21 protein-coding genes are annotated in these 20,926 nt (G+C 56.0%); 14 read left to right on the forward strand and 7 right to left on the reverse strand.

All coding sequences use genetic code 11. The features are described 5' to 3' along the window. Positions 1-137 precede the first annotated feature (137 nt). A complete protein-coding gene (gene wzz(fepE), locus IM273_RS01220) occupies positions 138-1,262 on the forward strand; it encodes an LPS O-antigen length regulator Wzz(fepE) (RefSeq protein ID WP_193050605.1) in 1,125 nt (374 codons plus the stop codon). 37 nt (positions 1,263-1,299) lie between these two features. Here the strand turns inward: wzz(fepE) and IM273_RS01225 are convergent, their stop codons facing one another. Next, positions 1,300-1,623, reverse strand: coding sequence for a cupin domain-containing protein (locus IM273_RS01225; RefSeq protein ID WP_045260914.1), 324 nt, complete (start codon positions 1,621-1,623; stop codon positions 1,300-1,302). A 133-nt stretch (positions 1,624-1,756) separates the two neighbouring features. On the opposite strand from IM273_RS01225, the gene IM273_RS01230 reads away from it, so the two are divergent. Further along, positions 1,757-2,449, forward strand: a complete 693-nt coding sequence (locus tag IM273_RS01230) for an aspartate/glutamate racemase (RefSeq protein WP_193050622.1) — start codon at positions 1,757-1,759, stop codon at positions 2,447-2,449. On the opposite strand, the gene IM273_RS01235 is transcribed toward IM273_RS01230, so the two are convergent. Beyond that, positions 2,444-3,370: a LysR family transcriptional regulator gene (locus IM273_RS01235; RefSeq protein WP_045260912.1), complete on the reverse strand. Its 927-nt coding sequence runs from the start codon at positions 3,368-3,370 to the stop codon at positions 2,444-2,446. The genes IM273_RS01230 and IM273_RS01235 overlap by 6 nt on opposite strands. A 124-nt stretch (positions 3,371-3,494) precedes the next feature. On the opposite strand from IM273_RS01235, the gene lysA reads away from it, so the two are divergent. Beyond that, on the forward strand, positions 3,495-4,757 hold the full coding sequence (gene lysA / locus IM273_RS01240) for a diaminopimelate decarboxylase (RefSeq protein ID WP_045629967.1): 1,263 nt from the start codon (positions 3,495-3,497) through the stop codon (positions 4,755-4,757). Here lysA and IM273_RS01245 read toward each other — a convergent pair. Next, on the reverse strand, positions 4,727-5,764 hold the full coding sequence (locus IM273_RS01245; RefSeq protein ID WP_028014292.1) for a LacI family DNA-binding transcriptional regulator: 1,038 nt from the start codon (positions 5,762-5,764) through the stop codon (positions 4,727-4,729). The genes lysA and IM273_RS01245 overlap by 31 nt on opposite strands. A gap of 220 nt (positions 5,765-5,984) precedes the next feature. On the opposite strand from IM273_RS01245, the gene IM273_RS01250 reads away from it, so the two are divergent. Next, positions 5,985-6,470 carry a GNAT family N-acetyltransferase gene (locus IM273_RS01250; protein WP_041908378.1) on the forward strand — a complete coding sequence of 162 codons (486 nt, stop codon included), beginning with the start codon at positions 5,985-5,987 and terminating at the stop codon, positions 6,468-6,470. Here IM273_RS01250 and galR read toward each other — a convergent pair. After that, positions 6,431-7,447: an HTH-type transcriptional regulator GalR gene (galR, locus tag IM273_RS01255; RefSeq protein WP_028014290.1), complete on the reverse strand. Its 1,017-nt coding sequence runs from the start codon at positions 7,445-7,447 to the stop codon at positions 6,431-6,433. The two genes, IM273_RS01250 and galR, sit on opposite strands and share 40 nt — an antisense overlap. 624 nt (positions 7,448-8,071) lie before the next feature. Between galR and aas the strand changes: the two genes are divergently transcribed. Both aas and lplT read left to right on the forward strand, forming a co-directional pair. Continuing rightward, positions 8,072-10,231 (forward strand): bifunctional acyl-ACP--phospholipid O-acyltransferase/long-chain-fatty-acid--ACP ligase, encoded by a 2,160-nt coding sequence (gene aas, locus IM273_RS01260; protein WP_193050603.1) that lies wholly within the window; start codon positions 8,072-8,074, stop codon positions 10,229-10,231. Then, entirely contained in the window at positions 10,224-11,417 is a 1,194-nt protein-coding gene (gene lplT, locus IM273_RS01265; protein ID WP_059358098.1) for a lysophospholipid transporter LplT, read from the forward strand. Before aas ends, lplT begins: the two co-directional genes overlap by 8 nt. Positions 11,418-11,462: 45 nt before the next feature. Here the strand turns inward: lplT and IM273_RS01270 are convergent, their stop codons facing one another. From IM273_RS01270 to mutH, 3 genes are all read right to left on the reverse strand, one after another. After that, on the reverse strand, positions 11,463-12,503 hold the full coding sequence (locus IM273_RS01270; RefSeq protein ID WP_028014287.1) for an NADP(H)-dependent aldo-keto reductase: 1,041 nt from the start codon (positions 12,501-12,503) through the stop codon (positions 11,463-11,465). 131 nt (positions 12,504-12,634) lie between these two features. Continuing rightward, positions 12,635-12,853, reverse strand: a complete 219-nt coding sequence (locus IM273_RS01275; protein ID WP_014885085.1) for a YgdI/YgdR family lipoprotein — start codon at positions 12,851-12,853, stop codon at positions 12,635-12,637. Positions 12,854-12,981: 128 nt separating this feature from the next. Further along, positions 12,982-13,674: a DNA mismatch repair endonuclease MutH gene (mutH, locus tag IM273_RS01280; RefSeq protein WP_193050601.1), complete on the reverse strand. Its 693-nt coding sequence runs from the start codon at positions 13,672-13,674 to the stop codon at positions 12,982-12,984. Between the two features lie 683 nt (positions 13,675-14,357). On the opposite strand from mutH, the gene rppH reads away from it, so the two are divergent. From rppH to IM273_RS01320, 8 genes are all read left to right on the forward strand, one after another. Next, entirely contained in the window at positions 14,358-14,888 is a 531-nt protein-coding gene (rppH, locus tag IM273_RS01285; RefSeq protein ID WP_013098553.1) for an RNA pyrophosphohydrolase, read from the forward strand. 12 nt (positions 14,889-14,900) lie between these two features. Then, the gene (gene ptsP, locus IM273_RS01290; RefSeq protein ID WP_028014285.1) at positions 14,901-17,147 is read left to right on the forward strand and encodes a phosphoenolpyruvate--protein phosphotransferase; all 2,247 of its coding nucleotides are present in this window, start codon (positions 14,901-14,903) and stop codon (positions 17,145-17,147) included. 192 nt (positions 17,148-17,339) lie between these two features. Further along, positions 17,340-18,215: a prolipoprotein diacylglyceryl transferase gene (gene lgt, locus IM273_RS01295; RefSeq protein WP_028014284.1), complete on the forward strand. Its 876-nt coding sequence runs from the start codon at positions 17,340-17,342 to the stop codon at positions 18,213-18,215. A gap of 6 nt (positions 18,216-18,221) precedes the next feature. Beyond that, a complete protein-coding gene (gene thyA, locus IM273_RS01300) occupies positions 18,222-19,016 on the forward strand; it encodes a thymidylate synthase (RefSeq protein ID WP_047367463.1) in 795 nt (264 codons plus the stop codon). A 184-nt stretch (positions 19,017-19,200) separates the two neighbouring features. Next, positions 19,201-19,665: a prepilin peptidase-dependent protein gene (locus IM273_RS01305; RefSeq protein WP_193050599.1), complete on the forward strand. Its 465-nt coding sequence runs from the start codon at positions 19,201-19,203 to the stop codon at positions 19,663-19,665. After that, positions 19,656-20,216 carry a prepilin peptidase-dependent protein gene (locus IM273_RS01310; protein ID WP_193050597.1) on the forward strand — a complete coding sequence of 187 codons (561 nt, stop codon included), beginning with the start codon at positions 19,656-19,658 and terminating at the stop codon, positions 20,214-20,216. Before IM273_RS01305 ends, IM273_RS01310 begins: the two co-directional genes overlap by 10 nt. Continuing rightward, entirely contained in the window at positions 20,213-20,614 is a 402-nt protein-coding gene (locus IM273_RS01315) for a DUF2509 family protein (protein WP_048999249.1), read from the forward strand. Before IM273_RS01310 ends, IM273_RS01315 begins: the two co-directional genes overlap by 4 nt. Beyond that, complete coding sequence (locus IM273_RS01320) at positions 20,599-20,922, forward strand: prepilin-type N-terminal cleavage/methylation domain-containing protein (RefSeq protein ID WP_048960720.1); 324 nt, start codon at positions 20,599-20,601, stop codon at positions 20,920-20,922. Before IM273_RS01315 ends, IM273_RS01320 begins: the two co-directional genes overlap by 16 nt. Positions 20,923-20,926 lie beyond the last annotated feature (4 nt).

Consider the following 20,926-nt stretch of genomic DNA (forward strand, 5'->3'; position numbering starts at 1 on the left):
GCTGAATAACTACCAACTTTGATAGCAGTTCCTCAGATAGTCCATTCTCGCGTTCAGATTATTCTTAGTTTCTTGTATTATCGGGCAACTGAACTCACCCGGCAGGAATTTACTGCACCCGAAACAGAAGAACGGCTATGTCAGCAATGGATTTCAAAAAAAACACGGACCTCGATTTTCCCTCATATGCCCCTCCAGCAGTCAGTTCAAAAGAGATCGATCTTCTGGGCCTGTTAGATATTCTGATTACCGCGAAAAAACGTATTGCCACCATTATCTTTGTTTTCGCGCTGGCAGGTCTGGCAATTGCGCTTCTACTGCCGCAAAAATGGACCAGTAAAGCGGTGATCACTCCGGCGGAACAGACACAGTGGAACCCGCTGCGCCAGATGATGGTTGCGCTGCAGGTTCTTGATGTGAAGGTGCCGGTTACCCGTCAGGAAGTCTTTGACCTGTTTATTAAAAAATTCCAGTCGCAGTCATTGCTTGAAGAGTATATGACCTCTTCCCCTTACGTGATGGCGCAGCTCAAGAATGCGCAAGTGGACCCGCTTGAACTGCACCGTGCGGTTGTCAATATTGCAGACAAAATGAAAGCGGTGAATGATGTTCAGGGAAAAGATGCGGATAAAGCGCCTTTCGTCTCCTGGACATTGAGCTTCACCGCGCCGACCGCAGCCGATGCCCAATCCGTTCTGGAGGGGTATATCAACTATATCTCGGCAATTGTTGAGAAAGAAACGGTGCAGAATATCCGCAACCAGATCGCCCTCAAAACGAACGAGGTAGAGCAGCAGCTGACGCTCGACCGCGTTCGTCTGACCAATGTACATAACACCAACCTGCAGCGGCTGAACTATTCGCTGGAAGTGGCGAATGCGGCGGGCATTAAGAAGCCCGTTTATAGCAACGGACAGGGGATAAAAGACGATCCGGATTACTCCGTTGCGCTCGGGGCTGACGGTATCGCGGAAAAGCTAAGGATTGAAAAAAATCTTAAGGATGTGACGGAGCTGAACGCGGACTTCCAGAACCGGGAATATTACCTGGCGCAGCTGAAACAACTCTCCTTCGCAGACGTTAAGCTTGAGCCATTCAGGTATCAGCTTTCGCCATCGATGCCGGTGAAAAAAGACGGCCCGGGCACAGGCATGATTGTCATTCTGGCGGCGATCCTTGGCGCTCTGTTTGCCTGCGGCAGCGTATTACTCCGTGAGGCCATGCTCAGCCGAAACCCATTGCCAGAGCCGGTAACGGAATAAATTCTGCACACATGAAGGCGCTGCAACAGCGCCTTTTTTATTTCAGGAAATCCTCGCGAACAGGCGTAAAGGTGTCCAGCAGCGTGCCGGCCCTGAGGCAGACGCAGCCGTGCATCACATGTGGTTTTTTGTAGAGGGTATCTCCCGCCGTCACGACATGCTTCTCTTCACCAATGGTAAACTCAAATTCACCAGAGAGAACATAGGTTAACTGTTCGTGCGGGTGGTTATGCAGTGGGCCAATCGCGCCCTGCTCAAACTGTACTTCAACCGCCATCATCCTGCCGCCGTGGGCCAGCACGCGACGCGTAACGCCATTCCCCAGATCTTCAGACGCGGTCTCTTTGTGGAACATAAACATGGCTTAGCCCTTCATAATAAAACAGTGTTTTATTTAATTTACATTGGCCAGCTTAAAAAGAAAACAACGTAATAAAGAACTGGAAACAGGATCACAAGTTTGCTTCACTGGCTTAAACAGATAAGGAGCGATGATGAAAACGATTGGCCTGATAGGTGGGATGAGCTGGGAATCGACAATCCCTTATTACCGCCTGATTAACGAAGGCGTAAAGCAGCGTCTGGGCGGCCTGCACTCCGCGAGCCTGCTGCTGCACAGCGTTGATTTTCATGTAATCGAAGCCTGCCAGTCGAGCGGCGAATGGGATAAAGCCGGAGAAATCCTGGCTGATGCCGCGCTGGGGCTGGAGCGTGCGGGGGCGCAGGGCATTCTGCTGTGTACCAACACGATGCACAAAGTGGCCTCGCACATTGAAGCGCGCTGTTCGCTGCCGTTCCTGCACATCGCGGACGCCACCGGACGCGCCATTCGCGCTTCGGGAATGTCGCGCGTGGCCTTGCTGGGCACACGTTACACCATGGAGCAGGATTTCTATCGCGGGCGCTTGCACAGCGAGTTTGGGATTGAAAGCCTGATCCCGGATGAGGGGAACCGGGCGCGCATCAATCAGATTATCTTCGACGAGCTCTGCCTCGGAACCTTCAGCGAAACCTCCCGCGCATATTACGTCAGCGTAATAGATAAACTGGCGCAGCAGGGGGCTGAAGGGGTGATTTTCGGCTGCACGGAGATCGGTTTGCTGGTGCCGGCCGAACGAAGCCCCATCCCGGTGTTTGATACCGCGGCCATTCACGCGGCAGATGCCGTGGAATTTATGCTGTCATAACGGGTTTTGCAGGTCAGGTAAGCGAAGCGCCACCTGACGCGCATGCTCAACTAAGTGTTCGGTGAATGCGTCCACCAGCGCGGAAGCCGGACGGTGCAGCGGGCGGATAAGGCTTACGGTGAACGGGACGGAAACGCTAAAACGGCGGATGACGATCCCGCTTCCTGCATAGTCCAGCGCCGTAAGCGGATTGACGACCGCAACGCCAACGCCCGCGCGCACCATCGCGCATATTGACGCCGCGCTGTGGGTTTCAACCACCATCCGCCGCTTCACCTGATGCTCAGAAAAAAGCGTATCCAGCAGCTGCCGGTAGCTGTCCGTTTGCGACAGGCTAATGTAGTTTTCACCATGAAAATCTGCGGGCGTCAGCACTGCTTTGTGGGCAAGCCGATGCCCGGCGGGCAGAACGCACACTTCATCCAGCGCGAGCAGTTCCGTGCGCGCCGTTCCTGCGGGTGTCGAGAGGGTTTCGGTTAACCCGAGATCGTGGCGCTGTGCCGACAGCCACTCTTCAAGCAGAGGCGACTCCTGCGGGACGATGGTGAGATTGACCTCAGGATAGCGGGCCAGAAAAGGCTGGAGCAGCGTCGGTAAGAAGGACTGAGAGAAGACGGGTAGGCAGACAATCGACAGCTCGCCCTGACGAAACTCGCGCAGGCTTTCCGCCGCGCTGACGATTCTGTCCAGCCCGTACCATGAGCGCTGCACTTCCTCAAACAGGCGCAACCCCTGCACCGTCGGGTGAAGCCTGCCCCGGGCGCGTTCGAACAGCTTCAGCCCCAGCACTTTCTCGAAGCGCGCCAGTTCGCGGCTGACCGTCGGCTGCGAGGTATGCAGCATCTGCGCGGCTTCGGTGAGATTGCCGGCGGTCATCACGGCGTGAAAAATCTCGATGTGGCGTAAATTGACGGCGGGCATAGGGCACCTGAAAGCAAGGAACTGTCCATATCATTTTTGCATAGACTCGCGATAAAACGATATTTTTTATTCTGCTTCCGCTGTGGCGTAATCATAAAAAAAATGAATTGAACCGGAGAAGACCATGCCACGCCCGCTCAACCAGACGGATACCGATTTGAACGCTGAAAACCTGCTGCGCCTGCCCGCCGAGTTTGGCTGCCCGGTATGGGTCTACGACGCGCAGATCGTTCGCGAGAAGATCGCCGCCCTGCATCAGTTTGACGTGGTGCGTTTTGCCCAGAAGGCCTGCTCCAATATTCATATTCTGCGCCTGATGCGCGAGCAGGGCGTGAAAGTTGACTCCGTATCGCTGGGTGAAATCGAGCGTGCGCTGGCGGCAGGCTTTGATCCGAAAACCGATCCTGACGCGATCGTCTTTACCGCGGATGTGATCGACGACGCCACGCTTGCGCGCGTGCATGAACTGCAGGTGCCGGTGAACGCCGGTTCTGTGGATATGCTGGAGCAGCTTGGGCAGGTTTCACCCGGCCATCGCGTCTGGCTGCGCGTCAACCCGGGCTTTGGACATGGTCATAGCCAAAAAACCAACACCGGGGGCGAAAACAGCAAGCACGGGATCTGGTATGCCGATATGCCTGCCGCGCTTGAGGTACTGCAGCGCTACAGCCTGAAGCTGGTCGGTATTCATATGCACATTGGCTCCGGCGTCGATTACGGGCACCTGGAGCAGGTGTGCGGGGCGATGGTGCGCCAGGTTGTCGACTTCGGTCAGGATCTGGAGGCGATCTCCGCCGGTGGCGGTCTTTCCATTCCTTATCGTGAAGGGGAAGAAGCGATCGACACCGATCACTATTACGGCCTGTGGAGCGCCGCGCGCGATCAAATTGCCGCGCATCTGGGCCATGCCGTGAAGCTGGAAATTGAGCCGGGTCGTTTCCTGGTAGCCGAAGCCGGCGTGCTGGTGGCGCAGGTACGCAGCGTCAAAGAGATGGGCTCCCGCCACTTCGTGCTGATTGATGCGGGCTTTAACGACCTGATGCGTCCGTCCATGTACGGCAGCTACCATCACATTACCGCCCTGGCTGCCGATGGCCGCGATTTAACGCACGCGCCGCGCCGCGAGACGGTTGTCGCAGGCCCGCTGTGTGAATCCGGTGATGTGTTTACCCAGCAGGAAGGTGGCAAAGTTGAAACCCGTGCGCTGCCCGAGGTGAAGCCGGGCGATTACCTGGTGCTGCACGACACCGGGGCGTACGGGGCGTCTATGTCCTCGAACTACAACAGCCGTCCGCTGCTGCCGGAAGTGCTGTTTGATAACGGCAAGGCGCGGTTGATCCGTCGTCGCCAGACCATTCAGGAACTGCTGGCGCTGGAACTCGTTTGATTAAAGTACGGCCCCGTTGTGACCGAATCGCGTAATACCAGCGTGCCGGTAAACGGCGGGATCGCATCGACCGGCTGGTTCTTCGCCAGCCGGATCGCCTGATCGATAGCCGTGACGATCATGTTATCTATCGGCAGATAAACCGATGACAGCGCAGGCTCCAGCCACTTTGCGCTTGGGGCATCGTCAAAGCCGAACAGGGAGATATCCTGCGGGATCTTAAGCCCTGCCTGATGCAGCGCTTTGGACGCGCCCAGCGCCATATCATCGTTACAGGCAAACAGCGCGCTGAACGACACCCCTTCAGCAATCAGCTCCTTACACAGCTCATAGCCCCGCGTCATTCCCGCATCACCGTACTTTATTCGACGCTCGTCCAGACGAATGCCGTGCTTTTCCAGCGCCTTACGGTAGCCCATCAGCCGCGCTTTACCCGTGGGGGTGTGGATCGGAACGGTAATGCAGGCGATCTCCCGGTGGCCCTGATTGATCAGGTAATCCACCGCCTTAAACGCGGCATCCTGTTGTTCGAAGAACACGCAGCGCTCCGGTGCCTGGCTGACTTCACGGTTGATGACCACCAGCGGCGTTTGCACGGTATTAATCAGCTTGATGATCGCTTTTTCGCTCATATAGCGCGTGTAAAGCACGATGGCATCGCACTGGCGGTCGGCCAGCATTTGCACCGCCTGCTCTTCCTGCTCTGGCGCGTCGTGACCGTCGGTGACGATCAGCTGTTTCCCGTGGGTTTCGGTCTGCCGCGACGCCTGCTGCAAAAGACGACCAAAGTAAAAGCCGTCGAAGGTAGAGACGACCAGACCAATGCTGTTGCTGGTCTGGTTAGCCAGCGAACGCGCGAGAAAGTTTGGGCGGTAGCCCAGCTCTTCCATCGCAGCAAAGACCTGCTGACGCGTGCTCTCTTTAACCTGACCTGTGCCGTTCAGCACGCGCGAGACGGTAGCCTTCGACACGCCCGCGCGCAGTGAGACATCCAGCATTGTTGCCATTCTACATTCCTGCTTCCACGTAATGGTTTGCAGTTTAACACAGACCTGACAGCGTATAAGCGATGCGGGAAGCGCAAAACTTCTGCCACGATCACGCTTTTTGGTCACGATTCGCCTGGCCTGCCGGAAGTAAAACTAAATAGTCTGACTCTGGTAAAATAATCGCCAAACCCGGCTGGAGGCGTCAGGCCAGCATATTCATTAAAAACGCAGGTGAAACGTGAAAAAGACCGTCATTCTCCCGCTTTACGAGGCACCGCGCTATGCGGAGCAGGTCACCGACTGGCTCTGGCAGGCCTTTGGCGAGGGGCTTGCGCGGGATTTTTTCCATAGCATCGTCGAGCACAGCCAGACGCCGGGTGCCCTGCCGCTGACCTTTATCGCCGTAGAGGATGAACGGCTTCTCGGGACGGTGGGACTCTGGCGCTGTGATTTGATTACCCGTCAGGATCTCTGTCCGTGGCTGGCGGCGCTCTACGTTGACGACGCGGCGCGCGGCAAGGGGCTGGCAGGAAAGTTACAGCAGCATGTTATTCGCTTCGCCGCACGGGCCGGGTACGAGGAACTTCATCTCTGGTCTGCCTGCCGCGACTTCTATGAACGTTACGGCTGGCAGTATATTGGCGATGGGCTGGAGTATCCGGATAAAACGGTACACCTGTATCGCTATTCGCTCTGCGCGTCAGCGGGCGCAGCAACGGAGTGACGGCGCACTAACGTTGGACTGAAGAGATGGGTAATCTCCGGCGGCTGTCGTTGTTCGGCCAGCGCCAGCGCCAGTTCTGCGGCCTGGGTGGCCATCGTGATGATGGGGTAGCGTACGGTGGTCAGGCGCGGGCGCACGTACCGGGAGACCAAAACATCGTCGAAGCCAATCAGCGAGATTTCCGCCGGCACCTCGATCCCGTTGTCATTCATGACGCCCATTGCCCCGGCGGCCATCGAATCGTTATAGCTGGCGACCGCGGTGAAATTCCGTCCGCGACCCAGCAGCTCCGTCATGGCCTGTTCGCCGCCGCTCTCATCCGGTTCACCGTAGGCCACCAGACGGTCATTGCACGGCAGACCGTTTTCGCGCAGGGCGTCGTAGTAGCCCTGCAGGCGGTCTTCCGCATCAGAAATGGGGTGATTGGAGCAGAGATAGCCAATCCGGGTATGACCCTGTTGAATCAGATGACGGGTCGCAAGCCAGGCGCCGTAGCGGTCGTCGAGTGCTACACAGCGTTTTTCAAAGCCGGGGATAATACGGTTGATAATCACCATGCCGGGCATTTGCTTCATCAGGTGAATTAGCTCGGCATCCGGGATCATTTTGGCGTGTACCACCAGTGCAGCGCAGCGGTGGCGGATCAGCTGCTCGATGGCCTGGCGTTCTTTTTGTTCATTATGGTAGCCATTGCCGATCAGCAAAAAATTACCCGTCTGATAAGAGACCTGTTCAACCGCTTTTACCATGGCACCGAAAAAGGGGTCGGAAACGTCTCCCACCACCAGCCCAATAGTCTCTGTTGACTGCTGGGCGAGCGCGCGGGCGTTGGCATTCGGATGGTAGTTCAGGGTTTCCATGGCGCTTTGTACCGCCTGGCGTGATGCGTCACTGGCTTTGGGTGAATCATTAATCACGCGGGAGACGGTGGCTACCGACACACCTGCCAGACGAGCCACATCCTTTATTGTCGCCATTTATAACCTTCTTATTTGGGGTAAGCGTTTACACACTGAATAGTGTTGCGGAAAAGTGACGTCCATTCAAGGGAAGCCGGTTTCCGCGCGCCACAAACGTGACGCAGACCAACCCTGGTAGTGTAATCGTTACACGCCTGGTCATGTCAGAAGAATGTCATTTTGAACCTTTAGTTACACTTTGCCTCAGGCTGTTGCGATTGTCCGGTGGCGATGACGTTAAAGAGGTTGGTAGAGTCGAGATCCCAGAGGTATTGATAGGTGGAATCAACTCCGGTTGATTAACACGACTTACACCAGCCTGCGTTCTTACGCAGGTTTTTTTTTGCCTGACAGTTCAACCTGTAACAGCAAAAGAGAATATTCACACCTGGTTGCATTTCGGCTCATTCCCTTGCGTTTTCCTGCTGGCGAAGCGCAGGGTCAACAGCCACAATCAAGATCCCAGAGGTATTGATTGGTGAGAATTCTTAGTACGGTTTCGTACTCATCTCTTGCACCAGCCTGCGCGGATGCGCAGGTTTTTTTTCGCCTCCACTTTTGCTGTCGCTCCCGTATCACTTCTCGTGTAATCTGCCACCATTTACTGTCAACCCACCACACTGTCTGGCAAAGGGAGTTGAGATGCTATTTGGGTTTTTCCGTACACTGTTCCGTATTCTTTTTCGCATCCGCGTCACTGGCGATGCCCAGGCGCTTCGTGGCGAGCGCGTTCTCATCACACCCAATCATGTTTCCTTTATAGACGGCATCTTGCTTGCGCTGTTTCTGCCCGTGCGTCCGGTGTTTGCGGTCTATACCTCCATCAGCCAGCAGTGGTATATGCGCTGGCTCACCCCACTGATCGATTTCGTACCGCTTGACCCGACAAAGCCGATGATGATTAAACACCTGGTACGTCTGGTAGAGCAGGGGCGTCCGGTGGTCATTTTCCCGGAAGGGCGCATTTCAGTGACCGGTTCGCTGATGAAAATCTACGACGGCGCGGGGTTTGTCGCGGCGAAATCAAACGCGACCGTGGTGCCGCTGCGCATTGAAGGCGCAGAGTTGACCCATTTCAGCCGCCTTAAGGGGCTGGTGAAGCAGCGTCTGTTCCCCAAAATCACGCTGCATATCCTGCCGCCAACGTCGTTACCGATGCCGGAAGCCCCACGCGCCCGCGATCGCCGTAAAATCGCCGGGGAAATGCTGCACCAGATTATGATGGAAGCGCGCATGGCCGTTCGTCCGCGCGAAACGCTGTATGAGTCCCTGCTTTCGGCGCAGTACCGCTACGGCGCGAAGAAAAACTGCATTGAAGACATCAACTTTACCCCTGATACCTATCGTAAACTGCTGACCAAGACGCTGTTCGTGGGCCGCATTCTTGAGAAGTACAGCAAAAAGGGCGAAAAGATCGGCCTGATGCTGCCAAACGCGGGCATCAGCGCGGCGGTGATTTTTGGTGCGGTTTCCCGGGGCCGTATTCCGGCGATGATGAACTACACGGCGGGCGTGAAGGGGCTGACCAGCGCCATTACTGCCGCGCAGATTAATACCGTCTTTACCTCCCGACAGTTTCTGGACAAAGGCAAGCTGTGGCATCTGCCGGAACAGCTGACCCAGGTACGCTGGGTCTTCCTTGAAGATCTAAAAGCGGACGTGACCACCGGCGACAAGCTGTGGATTTTTACGCATCTGCTGGTTCCGCATCTGGCGCAGGTCAAACAGCAGCCGGAAGATGACGCGATTATCCTTTTCACATCGGGTTCGGAGGGTAACCCGAAAGGCGTCGTCCACAGCCACAAGAGTATTCTGGCGAACGTTGAGCAGATTAAAAGCATCGCCGACTTTACCGCGAATGACCGTTTTATGTCGGCGCTGCCGCTGTTCCACTCCTTTGGCCTGACGGTGGGGCTGTTCACGCCGCTGCTGACCGGTGCCGAGGTGTTCCTCTATCCCAGCCCGCTGCACTACCGCATTGTGCCGGAGCTGGTGTATGACCGTAACTGCACCGTCCTGTTCGGGACCTCAACCTTCCTGGGTAACTATGCCCGTTTCGCCAATCCGTATGATTTCTTCCGCGTTCGGTACGTGGTGGCCGGTGCGGAAAAGCTGCAGGAGAGCACGCGTCAGATCTGGCAGGACAAGTTTGGCCTGCGCATCCTCGAAGGCTATGGCGTTACCGAGTGCGCGCCCGTGGTCTCGATTAACGTGCCGATGGCGGCGAAACCGGGAACGGTGGGGCGAATTCTGCCGGGGATGGATGCGCGCTTGCTGGCGGTGCCGGGCATTGAGGACGGTGGCCGCCTGCAGCTGAAAGGGCCGAACGTGATGAACGGTTACCTGCGCGTGGAAAACCCAGGCGTGCTGGAAGCGCCAACGGCGGAAAACGTCAACGGCGAGATTGAAACCGGCTGGTACGACACCGGTGATATCGTTCGTTTCGATGAGCAAGGCTTTGTACAGATTCAGGGGCGCGCAAAACGCTTCGCCAAAATCGCCGGTGAGATGGTCTCTCTGGAAATGGTTGAACAACTGGCGACGGCCGTGTCCGCCGAGAAGATGCACGCCACGGTCGTGAAGAGCGATGCCAGCAAAGGCGAGGCGCTGGTGCTGTTTACCACTGATGCTGAGCTTAAGCGCGACAGGTTACTGAGCTATGCGCGTGAGCATGGCATTCCAGAGCTGGCGGTGCCGCGCGATATTCGCTACCTGAAGCAGCTTCCGGTGCTGGGTAGCGGCAAGCCCGATTTCGTGACCCTGAAAGGTATGGTTGAAGAGGCGGAACAGCATAATGCGTGAGTCAGTACACACTAACACCTCCCTCAGGTCGAAAGGCATGATGGCCGTCATCGCCGCGCAGTTTCTCTCTGCATTCGGTGATAACGCGCTGCTGTTTGCCACGCTGGCGCTGCTGAAAGCCGAGTTTTACCCCGACTGGAGTCAGCCGATCCTGCAGATGGTGTTTGTGGGCGCTTACATTATCTTTGCCCCGTTTGTGGGGCAGGTGGCGGACAGTTTCCCCAAAGGCCGGGTGATGATGTTTGCCAACGGTCTCAAGCTGCTGGGCGCTGCCAGTATATGTTTTGGTTTTAATCCGTTTGTTGGCTATACGCTGGTGGGCATCGGTGCTGCCGCCTACTCCCCGGCGAAGTATGGCATTCTCGGAGAACTGACCACGGGCGATAAGCTGGTGAAAGCCAACGGCCTGATGGAGTCGTCAACGATTGCCGCTATCCTCCTCGGCTCCGTCGCGGGTGGCGTGCTGGCCGACTGGCATGTTCTGGCTGCCCTGGGCGTGTGTGCAGTGGTGTATGGTGGGGCGGTTGTGGCTAACCTGTTTATTCCGAAGCTGCCGGTGGCTCGCCCGGGCCAGTCCTGGCGCTTTAAACCGATGACCGGCAGTTTCTTTAACGCGTGCCGCGTGCTGTGGCGTAACGGGGAAACGCGTTTCTCCCTGATGGGAACCAGTATGTTCTGGGGGGCGGGCGTCACGCTGCGCTTCCTGCTGGTTCTGTGGGTACCGGTGGCGCTGGGGATCACCGACAACGCGACGCCGACCTATCTGAATGCGATGGTGGCGATCGGGATTGTGGCTGGGGCGGGCGCGGCGGCGAAGCTGGTGACGCTTGAAACGGTTGCACGCTGCATGCCAGCGGGGATCCTGATTGGCCTCGTGGTGCTTATTTTCTCGCTGCAACATGCGTTATTGCCCGCTTATGCTCTGTTGATCCTGATTGGTATTCTGGGGGGCTTCTTCGTGGTACCGCTGAATGCGTTACTCCAGGAGCGTGGCAAGCAGACCGTCGGGGCGGGGAATGCCATTGCGGTTCAAAATCTCGGTGAAAACCTGGCCATGTTGTTAATGCTGGGGCTCTACTCGCTGGCGGTAAAAGTGGGTGTCCCGGTGGTGGCGATTGGCGTCGGATTTGGTGGGCTGTTCGCGGCGGCGATTGCGGGATTGTGGGTCTGGCAGCGTCGCCGTTAATAAGTAGCCGGGTGGCGGCTTCGCCTTACCCGGCAAAAGCATCAGCTACGGCGCAGGATAGGTATAAACCTGATGCACCGCTTCAATCTCCGCTAACACCTCTTCACTCAGGTTCAGATGGAAACTCTCAATGTTAGTTTTCAGCTGTTCCATAGTCGTCGCGCCAAGCAGGGTACTGGCAACAAACGGCTGACGGCGCACGAAGGCCAGCGCCATCTGCGCCGGATCCAGGCCGTGGCGCTTCGCGATATCCACATAGGCTGCAACGGCTTTCTGCGTCTGCTCGCCGCTGTAGCGGGTAAAGCGGCTAAAGAGGGTATTACGCGCCCCGGCCGGTTTCGCACCGTTCAGGTATTTCCCCGTCAGGGTGCCGAAACCGAGGCATGAATAGGCGAGCAGTTCCACTTCCTCATATTGCGTCACTTCAGCCAGCCCCACCTCGTAGCTGCGGTTAAGCAGGCTGTACGGGTTCTGGATGGTGACGATGCGCGGCAGATCGTGTTTATCCGCCAGGTGCAGATAGCGCATTACGCCAAAGGCCGTTTCGTTGGACACGCCAATGTAGCGGATTTTTCCCGCGCGTTGGCATTCGGTCAGCGCCTCCAGCGTTTCCAGCAGCGTAACGGCGGGGGCGCTCTCGTTCCAGCTATACCCGAGCTTGCCAAAACAGTTGGTTGGACGCTGCGGCCAGTGGACCTGGTAAAGGTCGAGATAGTCGGTTTGCAGGCGCTTCAGGCTCGCGTCCAGCGCGGCGCGGATATTTTTGCGATCGAGGATTTGGTTTGGGCGGATCCCGGCATCGTTGTTTCGCGCGGGGCCACTCACTTTCGAGGCGATAACCAGCTTTTCTCGGTTACCGCGTTTTGCCAGCCAGTTACCGACGTAGGTTTCGGTAAGTCCCTGCGTTTCAGGGCGTGGAGGCACAGGGTACATCTCTGCGACATCAATCAGGTTAATCCCCTGGCTGACGGCATAATCGAGTTGTGCATGGGCATCGGCTTCGCTGTTTTGTTCACCAAATGTCATCGTGCCCAACCCCAGTTGACTTATCTCCAGAGCGCTGTGGGGGATACGGTGATAATGCATAGCCGGCTTCCTTCAATAGACATGTAGACCGCGTCAGGAACCTCCCGACAAAGGAATATAAACATGGCAGAGGGGAAGCAAAAGGGGAAGAAAAAAAACAAAAAGGCCAGTAGGCTACTGACCTCCGACTGTTATCGCTCAATAATTTGCGAGACTTCGTCGCGATTGATCTGCATTTTATTGCCTGCCTGGTCGTGGTAGCTGACCAGACCGGTATCATCGTCGACTTCAGGTTTACCGTCAGTCAGGATCATCCGGCCGTCTTTCGTCGCCATGACATAATCACTGCTGCAGCCCGAAACGGCAAACGCCAACCCGACTGCTGAAATTAACACCGCCCATTTTTTCATCGTTATCGTCCTCATCTGGCTCGTATCAAATCATAGTGTAGTATTAACCCGTTATAGCAACAGGGTGAAGCGGTAAAATCTTAAAAACCAGGCGATTATGTTTGTGAGCTCGCAAAATAAGTAAAAAACTATGTTTTAAGTAAGAAATGACGAGCAAGCAGCGCGCCGGTGAAATTTTTTTTGAGATAAAAACCGCGCGGTAGCGTTAGTATGGGTTCGCCCATCGCGCCGATCGCCTCGGTAAGCGCTTTGCTGTTTGCCGCTTTCGGGCGCAGCTGTAACACTTCTCCGTGCCGGGCGGTAATTCGCTCGACCTGACCGAGCACAATCATGTCCATCAGTTCTTCCCAGTCCAGGCGCAGCTGATGCTCCTCTTCTTCATCCGGGCTCCAGAGCAGCGGCGCGCCAACGCGGCGTTCAGCTAACGGGATCTGCCGTTCGCCTTCAACCGGAACCCAAAGCACGCGATTCAGCTTATGGCGCACGTGGCTGGTCTCCCACGTTACGCCGGTATTGCCGGTTAAGGGCGCAACGCAGACAAAGGTAGTCTCCAGGGGCCGACCCTGACGGTCGATAGGAATAGTTTTTAACTCTACGCCAAGGGCCGCGAAATCTTGCTCTGGCTTGCTCCCGGCGCTTGCCCCCAGCCACAGCTCCAGAAGCATGCCGATCCAGCCCTTATCTCGTTTCAGATCCTTCGGGATCTGTAGCCCTGCCATCGCCGCCAGTTCGCCCAGCGAGAAGCCTGCAAGGCGCTGAGCCTGCTGTAGCAACTGACTTTCGCTCGAAGGCGGTGAGAACAAGGGTGAAAGCGGATGCATGACGATAACCTTTTGATTAAAAAATAAACGAAGAAACAGTCCCCTGTGGATAGAGTTTAACTTTTTCTGTACCAATATTCCATGTGCATGATTTATAGGTTTTTTTATGAATTTTTCACGGTTTCATCAGGGACGCAAAACGGGTTGTTCAAATCTGGTCACTGACAATAAACAGGATCTTACACCATGTTATCCACAGAAAAATGGGATAACTGGGCATAACCCTGACTACTGTTTCAATTTACAGCCTTGACGTGCGACGAAAATCCAAATTTCAGACAAATTGTGCCTAACTTATTGGCACAATCTGTGGATAAAACCGACGCTGTTCGATCTTTCATCAGCACGACGATCCCTGCTGTGACGATCGTCACGCTATTCTGCATTTTGTTTGTTGATATGAATATAAGATAATGAAAAATATGGCCTTATGTTGAAGGCGAGAAACGGGAGGGCAGAGGCCATTTCAGGTTGTTCATCGGTAATCAGACACTTCTTCACAACTATATCCACAGAAAAGGTGAATAAAATTGCCCTTGAGACCGCACATCTGTTTATAACTCTGCGCTTATTTGTGAGTTATTCAAATGTTATTAAGTTGCAGGCCTGTAAGAGAGTGGTTTACCGCCTCACTGTAGTGTGAAACAATCATTCATATATAAGGTTTAGTTTGGGGTAGTCCGGTGATTGATGACGATGGCTACCGCCCGAACGTAGGAATAGTAATTTGTAATCGTCAGGGCCAGGTCATGTGGGCCCGTCGATATGGTCAGCACTCCTGGCAGTTCCCGCAAGGCGGGATCAATCCGGGAGAGTCCCCAGAACAAGCGATGTACCGGGAGCTTTTTGAAGAGGTCGGTTTAAGCCGAAAAGATGTTCGCATCCTTGCCTCGACCCGCAACTGGTTGCGTTACAAGTTACCGAAACGTTTGGTGCGTTGGGACACAAAGCCGGTTTGTATCGGCCAGAAACAGAAGTGGTTTCTTCTGCAGTTGGTGGGCAACGATTCGGACATCAATATGCAAACCAGCAGTACGCCGGAGTTCGATGGCTGGCGCTGGGTGAGCTATTGGTATCCTGTTCGTCAGGTCGTGTCATTTAAGCGCGATGTTTACCGTAGGGTGATGAAAGAGTTTGCAAGTGTGGTGATGCAGCTTCAGGAGATCCCGCCTAAGCCGCAGAGCGCACCTGCCTGGCGACGTAAAAGAGGTTAAGCTACGCAAATCATGCTCACCCGCTTGCGAGAAATAGTCGAGAAGGTGGCCAGCGCTCCGCGCCTCAACGAGGCGCTGAATATTTTGGTCACTGACATCTGTCTTGCGATGGAGACCGAGGTCTGTTCGGTGTATTTGGCCGACCACGATCGGCGCTGCTATTACCTGATGGCGACCCGCGGTTTGAAAAAGCCGCGGGGGCGCACCGTAACGCTCGCATTTGATGAAGGTATTGTCGGTCTGGTTGGGCGGCTGGCTGAACCTATCAACCTTGCCGACGCTCAAAAACACCCCAGCTTTAAATACATCCCTTCCGTAAAAGAAGAACGCTTCCGCGCGTTTCTGGGTGTGCCGATTATTCAGCGTCGTCAGCTACTCGGTGTGCTGGTCGTCCAGCAGCGCGAGCTGCGTCAGTATGATGAAAGCGAAGAGTCCTTCCTCGTCACGCTGGCGACGCAGATGGCGGCGATCCTCTCTCAGTCTCAGCTTGCTGCGCTCTTTGGTCAGTACCGCCATACGCGCATTCGCGCCCTTCCGGCCTCGCCAGGGGTGGCGATTGCGGAAGGCTGGATGGACGCCACGCTGCCATTGATGGAGCAGGTCTACGAAGCCTCTACGCTTGATGAAGCGCTGGAGCGCGAGCGTCTTACCGCCGCGCTGGAAGAGGCGGCCAATGAGTTCCGTCGCTACAGCAAACGCTTTGCCGCTGGTGCGCAAAAAGAGACGGCGGCCATCTTCGACCTCTACTCGCACCTGCTTTCCGACGCGCGTCTGCGCCGTGAGCTTTTTGCTGAGGTTGATAAAGGCGCAGTCGCGGAGTGGGCGGTTAAAAAGGTCATTGAAAAATTTGCCGAGCAGTTCGCTGCCCTGACCGACGGTTATCTGAAAGAGCGGGCGGGAGATCTCCGCGCGCTGGGACAGCGCCTGCTGTTCCACCTCGATGACACCATTCAGGGGCCGAATGCCTGGCCAAAACGGTTTGTGCTGGTGGCCGATGAACTTTCGGCAACAACGCTGGCCGAGCTGCCGCAGGACAGACTCGCTGGGGTTGTCGTACGTGATGGTGCAGCGAACTCCCATGCCGCCATTATGGTGCGCGCGCTCGGTATCCCTACCGTTATGGGGGCGGATATTCAGCCCTCGGTGCTGCACCGCCGCACGCTGGTGGTTGATGGTTACCGCGGTGAACTGCTGGTCGATCCTGAGCCGGTTCTGCTCCAGGAATATCAGCGTCTCATCAGCGAAGAGAATGAATTAAGCAAGCTGGCGGAAGATGACGTTAACCTGCCCGCGCAGCTGAAAAGCGGAGAGCGGATCAAAGTCATGCTCAACGCCGGCTTAAGCCCCGAGCACGAAGAGAAGCTTGGCAGCCGCATCGACGGGATCGGTTTATACCGCACTGAAATCCCCTTCATGCTGCAGAGCGGTTTCCCCTCCGAAGAGGAGCAGGTGGCGCAGTATCAGGGGATGTTGCAGATGTTCAACGACAAGCCTGTCACCCTGCGAACCCTGGATGTCGGGGCGGATAAACAGCTGCCGTATATGCCCATCAGCGAAGAGAACCCGTGTCTGGGCTGGCGCGGGATCCGTATTACGCTCGATCAGCCGGAGATCTTCCTGATCCAGGTGCGCGCGATGCTGCGCGCCAACGCCGCGACGGGCAATCTCAGTATCCTGCTGCCGATGGTCACCAGCATAGATGAAATCGACGAAGCGCGGCGCCTGATCGAACGTGCTGGTCGTGAAGTGGAAGAGATGATTGGCTATGCGATCCCGAAACCACGGATCGGCGTCATGCTCGAAGTGCCATCTATGGTCTTTATGCTGCCGCAGCTGGCAAATCGCGTTGATTTTATCTCTGTCGGTACCAACGACCTGACGCAATATATTCTGGCCGTCGACCGGAACAACACCCGCGTCGCCAGTATCTACGATAGCCTGCACCCGGCGATCATTCGCGCGCTGGCGATGATTGCCCGTGAGGCTGAACAGTACGGTATTGATCTCCGCCTGTGCGGTGAAATGGCCGGAGACTCTATGTGCGTCGCGATCCTGATTGGTCTGGGGTATCGCCATCTGTCAATGAACGGCCGCGCAGTAGCGCGCGTGAAGTATTTGTTGCGGCATATCGACATCAATGATGCCCGCGAGCTGGCTGAGCGCAGCCTTGAGGCGCAGCTGGCCGCAGAGGTTCGTCACCAGGTGGCGGCATTTATGGAACGGCGCGGTATGGGCGGCCTGATCCGCGGTGGTCGCTAATCGTCTTTCGTCCTCTCCTTGTGGAGAGGGCGCCAGTGCGCACAAAAACCTATACACATCTTTTACATCTCTGGCGCATCCTCCGCGCCCGCCTTATGCTATGATTCGCAACTTTGGAGCCTCTGCTTAAGGCAGAATCGCATGTCTACCGCTGTCCACTTTCAGCGGAATAACAACATCTTGTGGTGACAGATGAACAGTGGTTATCTGCATTTTCCGGAATTTGATCCGGTCATTTTCTCAGTAGGACCTGTTTCGCTTCACTGGTACGGTCTGATGTACCTGGTGGGCTTTATTTTTGCCATGTGGCTCGCGGGCCGTCGCGCCAGCCGTCCTGGCAGCGGCTGGACCAAAAACGAAGTTGAAAACCTGCTGTACGCGGGCTTCCTCGGCGTGTTCCTCGGTGGCCGTATTGGGTATGTACTGTTCTATAACTTCCCGGTGTTCCTGAACGATCCCCTCTACCTGTTCCGCGTCTGGGACGGCGGCATGTCCTTCCATGGCGGCCTGATTGGGGTGATCCTGGTGATGGTGATTTTTGCCAAACGCACCAAACGCAACTTCTTCCAGGTGTCAGATTTTATCGCACCGCTGATCCCGTTTGGTCTGGGGGCGGGTCGTCTGGGCAACTTTATTAACGGTGAACTGTGGGGCCGCGTTGACCCAAGCGTACCGTACACGATGCTCTTCCCGGGCTCCCGCGCGGAGGATATCGCGCTGCTGCCGTCGCACCCGGAGTGGCAGTCCATTTTCGATACCTACGGCGTGCTGCCGCGTCATATGTCCCAGCTGTATGAACTGGCGCTGGAAGGCGTGGTGCTGTTTATCATCCTCAACCTGTTTATTCGCAAGCCGCGCCCGATGGGAGCTGTTTCCGGACTGTTCCTGATTGGCTATGGCGCGTTCCGCATCATCGTTGAATTCTTCCGCCAGCCGGATGCGCAGTTTACCGGCGAATGGGTACAGTACATCAGCATGGGGCAGATCCTCTCCATTCCGATGATTGTCGCGGGTGCCATTATGATGATTTGGGCGTATCGTCGTCGTCCACAGCAACAACTTTCCTGAGGAACCATGAAACAGTATCTTGAATTGATGAAAAAAGTGCTCGATGAGGGCACGCCGAAAAACGACCGTACCGGTACCGGTACGCTCTCCATTTTTGGCCACCAGATGCGCTTCAATCTGCAAGAAGGCTTCCCTCTGGTGACGACGAAGCGCTGCCACCTGCGCTCGATCATTCATGAACTGCTCTGGTTCCTGCAAGGCGACACCAACGTTGCGTATCTGCACGAAAATAACGTCTCCATCTGGGACGAATGGGCAGATGAAAACGGCAACCTGGGCCCGGTTTACGGCAAGCAGTGGCGCGCATGGCCAACGCCTGATGGCCGCCATATTGACCAGATCACCACCGTGATGAACCAGCTGAAAAACGATCCGGACTCGCGCCGAATCATCGTTTCCGCCTGGAACGTGGGCGAGCTGGATAAAATGGCGCTGGCTCCGTGCCACGCGTTCTTCCAGTTCTATGTCGCAGACGGCAAGCTCTCCTGCCAGCTCTACCAGCGCTCCTGTGACGTGTTCCTCGGCCTGCCGTTTAACATTGCCAGCTATGCGCTGTTAGTCCACATGATGGCGCAGCAGTGCGACCTGGAAGTGGGTGATTTCGTCTGGACAGGTGGGGACACCCATCTTTACAGCAATCATATGGAACAGACGCATCTTCAGCTCACTCGTGAACCGCGCGCGCTGCCGAAGCTGATTATCAAACGCAAACCGGAATCGATCTTCGATTACCGCTTTGATGATTTTGAGATTGAGGGGTACGACCCGTACCCTGGCATCAAAGCGCCCGTCGCTATCTGATGCGGTAAAGCGTGACATAACCGGTGCTGTTTAGCGCCGGTTTTTTTTCGTCTTTATTCCATTTTCCGAGGCGTTATCCAGAAAACGTGCAACGCGCTGCAACTCTCCTGATACTTCGGATAACGCCTCGTAAAACCATTATTCACCGCTCGCCACACCCACGGCGAATCGCCACACTTCCCCCATGAAAAAAGAGAACGGCTTTACGCTTATCGAAACGCTGGTGGCAGTCTCGCTGGTTGTCATACTCAGCGCCTCAGGTCTGTACGGCTGGGACAGCTGGCAGCGGCAGCAGCGGCTGTGGCAAACCGCCGGCCAGGTGCGCGACTATCTGGTGTTTCTGCGAAATGATGCCAACAGGTACAACCGCGATCATCACATAACCCAGCTGCGGGTTGGGGGACAGGAGTGTCTGGTGAGCGCTGCCGTACAAGGCTGTGGGAAGGGCAGCCCCTTTGTTCTGATTCCACTCTGGCCAGAGGTCGCGGTGAGCGAGGTCACACCGTCATTAGGCTTCTATGGGTTAAGGGATACGGCATGGGCAGGACGGATACGCGTGCAAAGCCGTGCCGGTGAATGGCTTATCCTGGTCTCAGACGGAGGGCGCATCAGAATGTGTAAGGTCTCACAAGGAGGTTCATGTCGATGAGACAACGCGGTTTCTCGCTGACAGAAGTTCTGATTGCCACGGCCATCAGTAGCCTGTTGTTGATTGGCGCATCGCGCTTTCTACCCGGATTGCAGCAGGCGGTATTACTGCAATCCGGCCAGAGAGAGCTGGAAGAAGAGGTCTGGCAGCGCCTGTTTGCTCTCGGCAAACAGCTTCAGCGTGCGGGTTACTGCGCGGGGAACTGCCAGGGGCAAGGGCTGGCGATCGCAAGGCAGGGCAGCTGCATCATTGTTCGGTGGGATGCCAACAGTAACGGTCGCTGGGATCGCAGTGCATCAGAAAACGACAGCACCGGTTTTCGTCTGGAATCGGGCGCGCTGGAAACGCTTCGTGGGGCAACCTCGTGTGAAGGTCAGGGATGGGAAAAGCTCACGAACCCGGACAGGCTCGCCATCGCGCATTTTGTGGTGAGGAAAGTAACACACGCCGGGTTTGCGCCGGAGTTGAATATCGAACTGTCCGCCCTGCGCAACGGCGATCAAGGAGAGCCTTATCAGGCTTTGTATACGGTCACGGGGTACAACCTGTGAACCGTCAACGCGGTATGTCTTCGCTGGCGCTGGTTCTACTTTTACTGGTGCTTGGTACGCTGATCCTCACCGGCCTTAACCAGCAGCTGACAACGTTCAGCGCGCTCGTTGGCGGTGAGAGCCGTTCGCTGCAGCAGCAGGCTTCTGTACAGTCAGCGCTTGAGTGGGGGCGCGTTCAGAGCTGGTCACCCGCTCCTGAAGTCCAGTGCAAAAAGGCACCCGCCTGGCAAGTGTGTTTGCGGCGGCTGAGTGAGACCACTGTTTTACTGATTGCCGGAGTCAACGACCTGCTGCTCTGGCGTTCAGGAGAGATTATTGACGGTAATATTCGCTTTTCGCCTCACGGCTGGAGTGATTTTTGCCCACTAAAGGAACGTTCGCTATGCCAGCTGCCGTAAGCAAAGAAAAAGGATTTAGCATGGTTGAGGTTCTGCTGGCGATGATGCTGCTGGTCATCATCGTCACGGCACTGGCCGGCTATCATCGGGCGCTGGCGGCGCGGTTTACGCTGTTTAACCAGTATCGTCAGCTCTGGCACCATGCCTGGAATCAGGCTCAGCTCTCAACAAATGTTCTGCCCGCAGGCTGGCAGGCCAGTCGGGTGCAGACAACGCACGCAGGATGTGTCAGCATCACGGTTACACTTATTTCTCCTCTGGGGCGACGCGGTGAAATAACGCGTCTGCATTGCCCGGTTAGCCAGTAGTCGG

Origin of the sequence: Enterobacter cloacae complex sp. P13B (assembly GCF_014895915.1) — a bacterium.
Classification (GTDB): Bacteria; Pseudomonadota; Gammaproteobacteria; order Enterobacterales; family Enterobacteriaceae; genus Enterobacter; species Enterobacter bugandensis.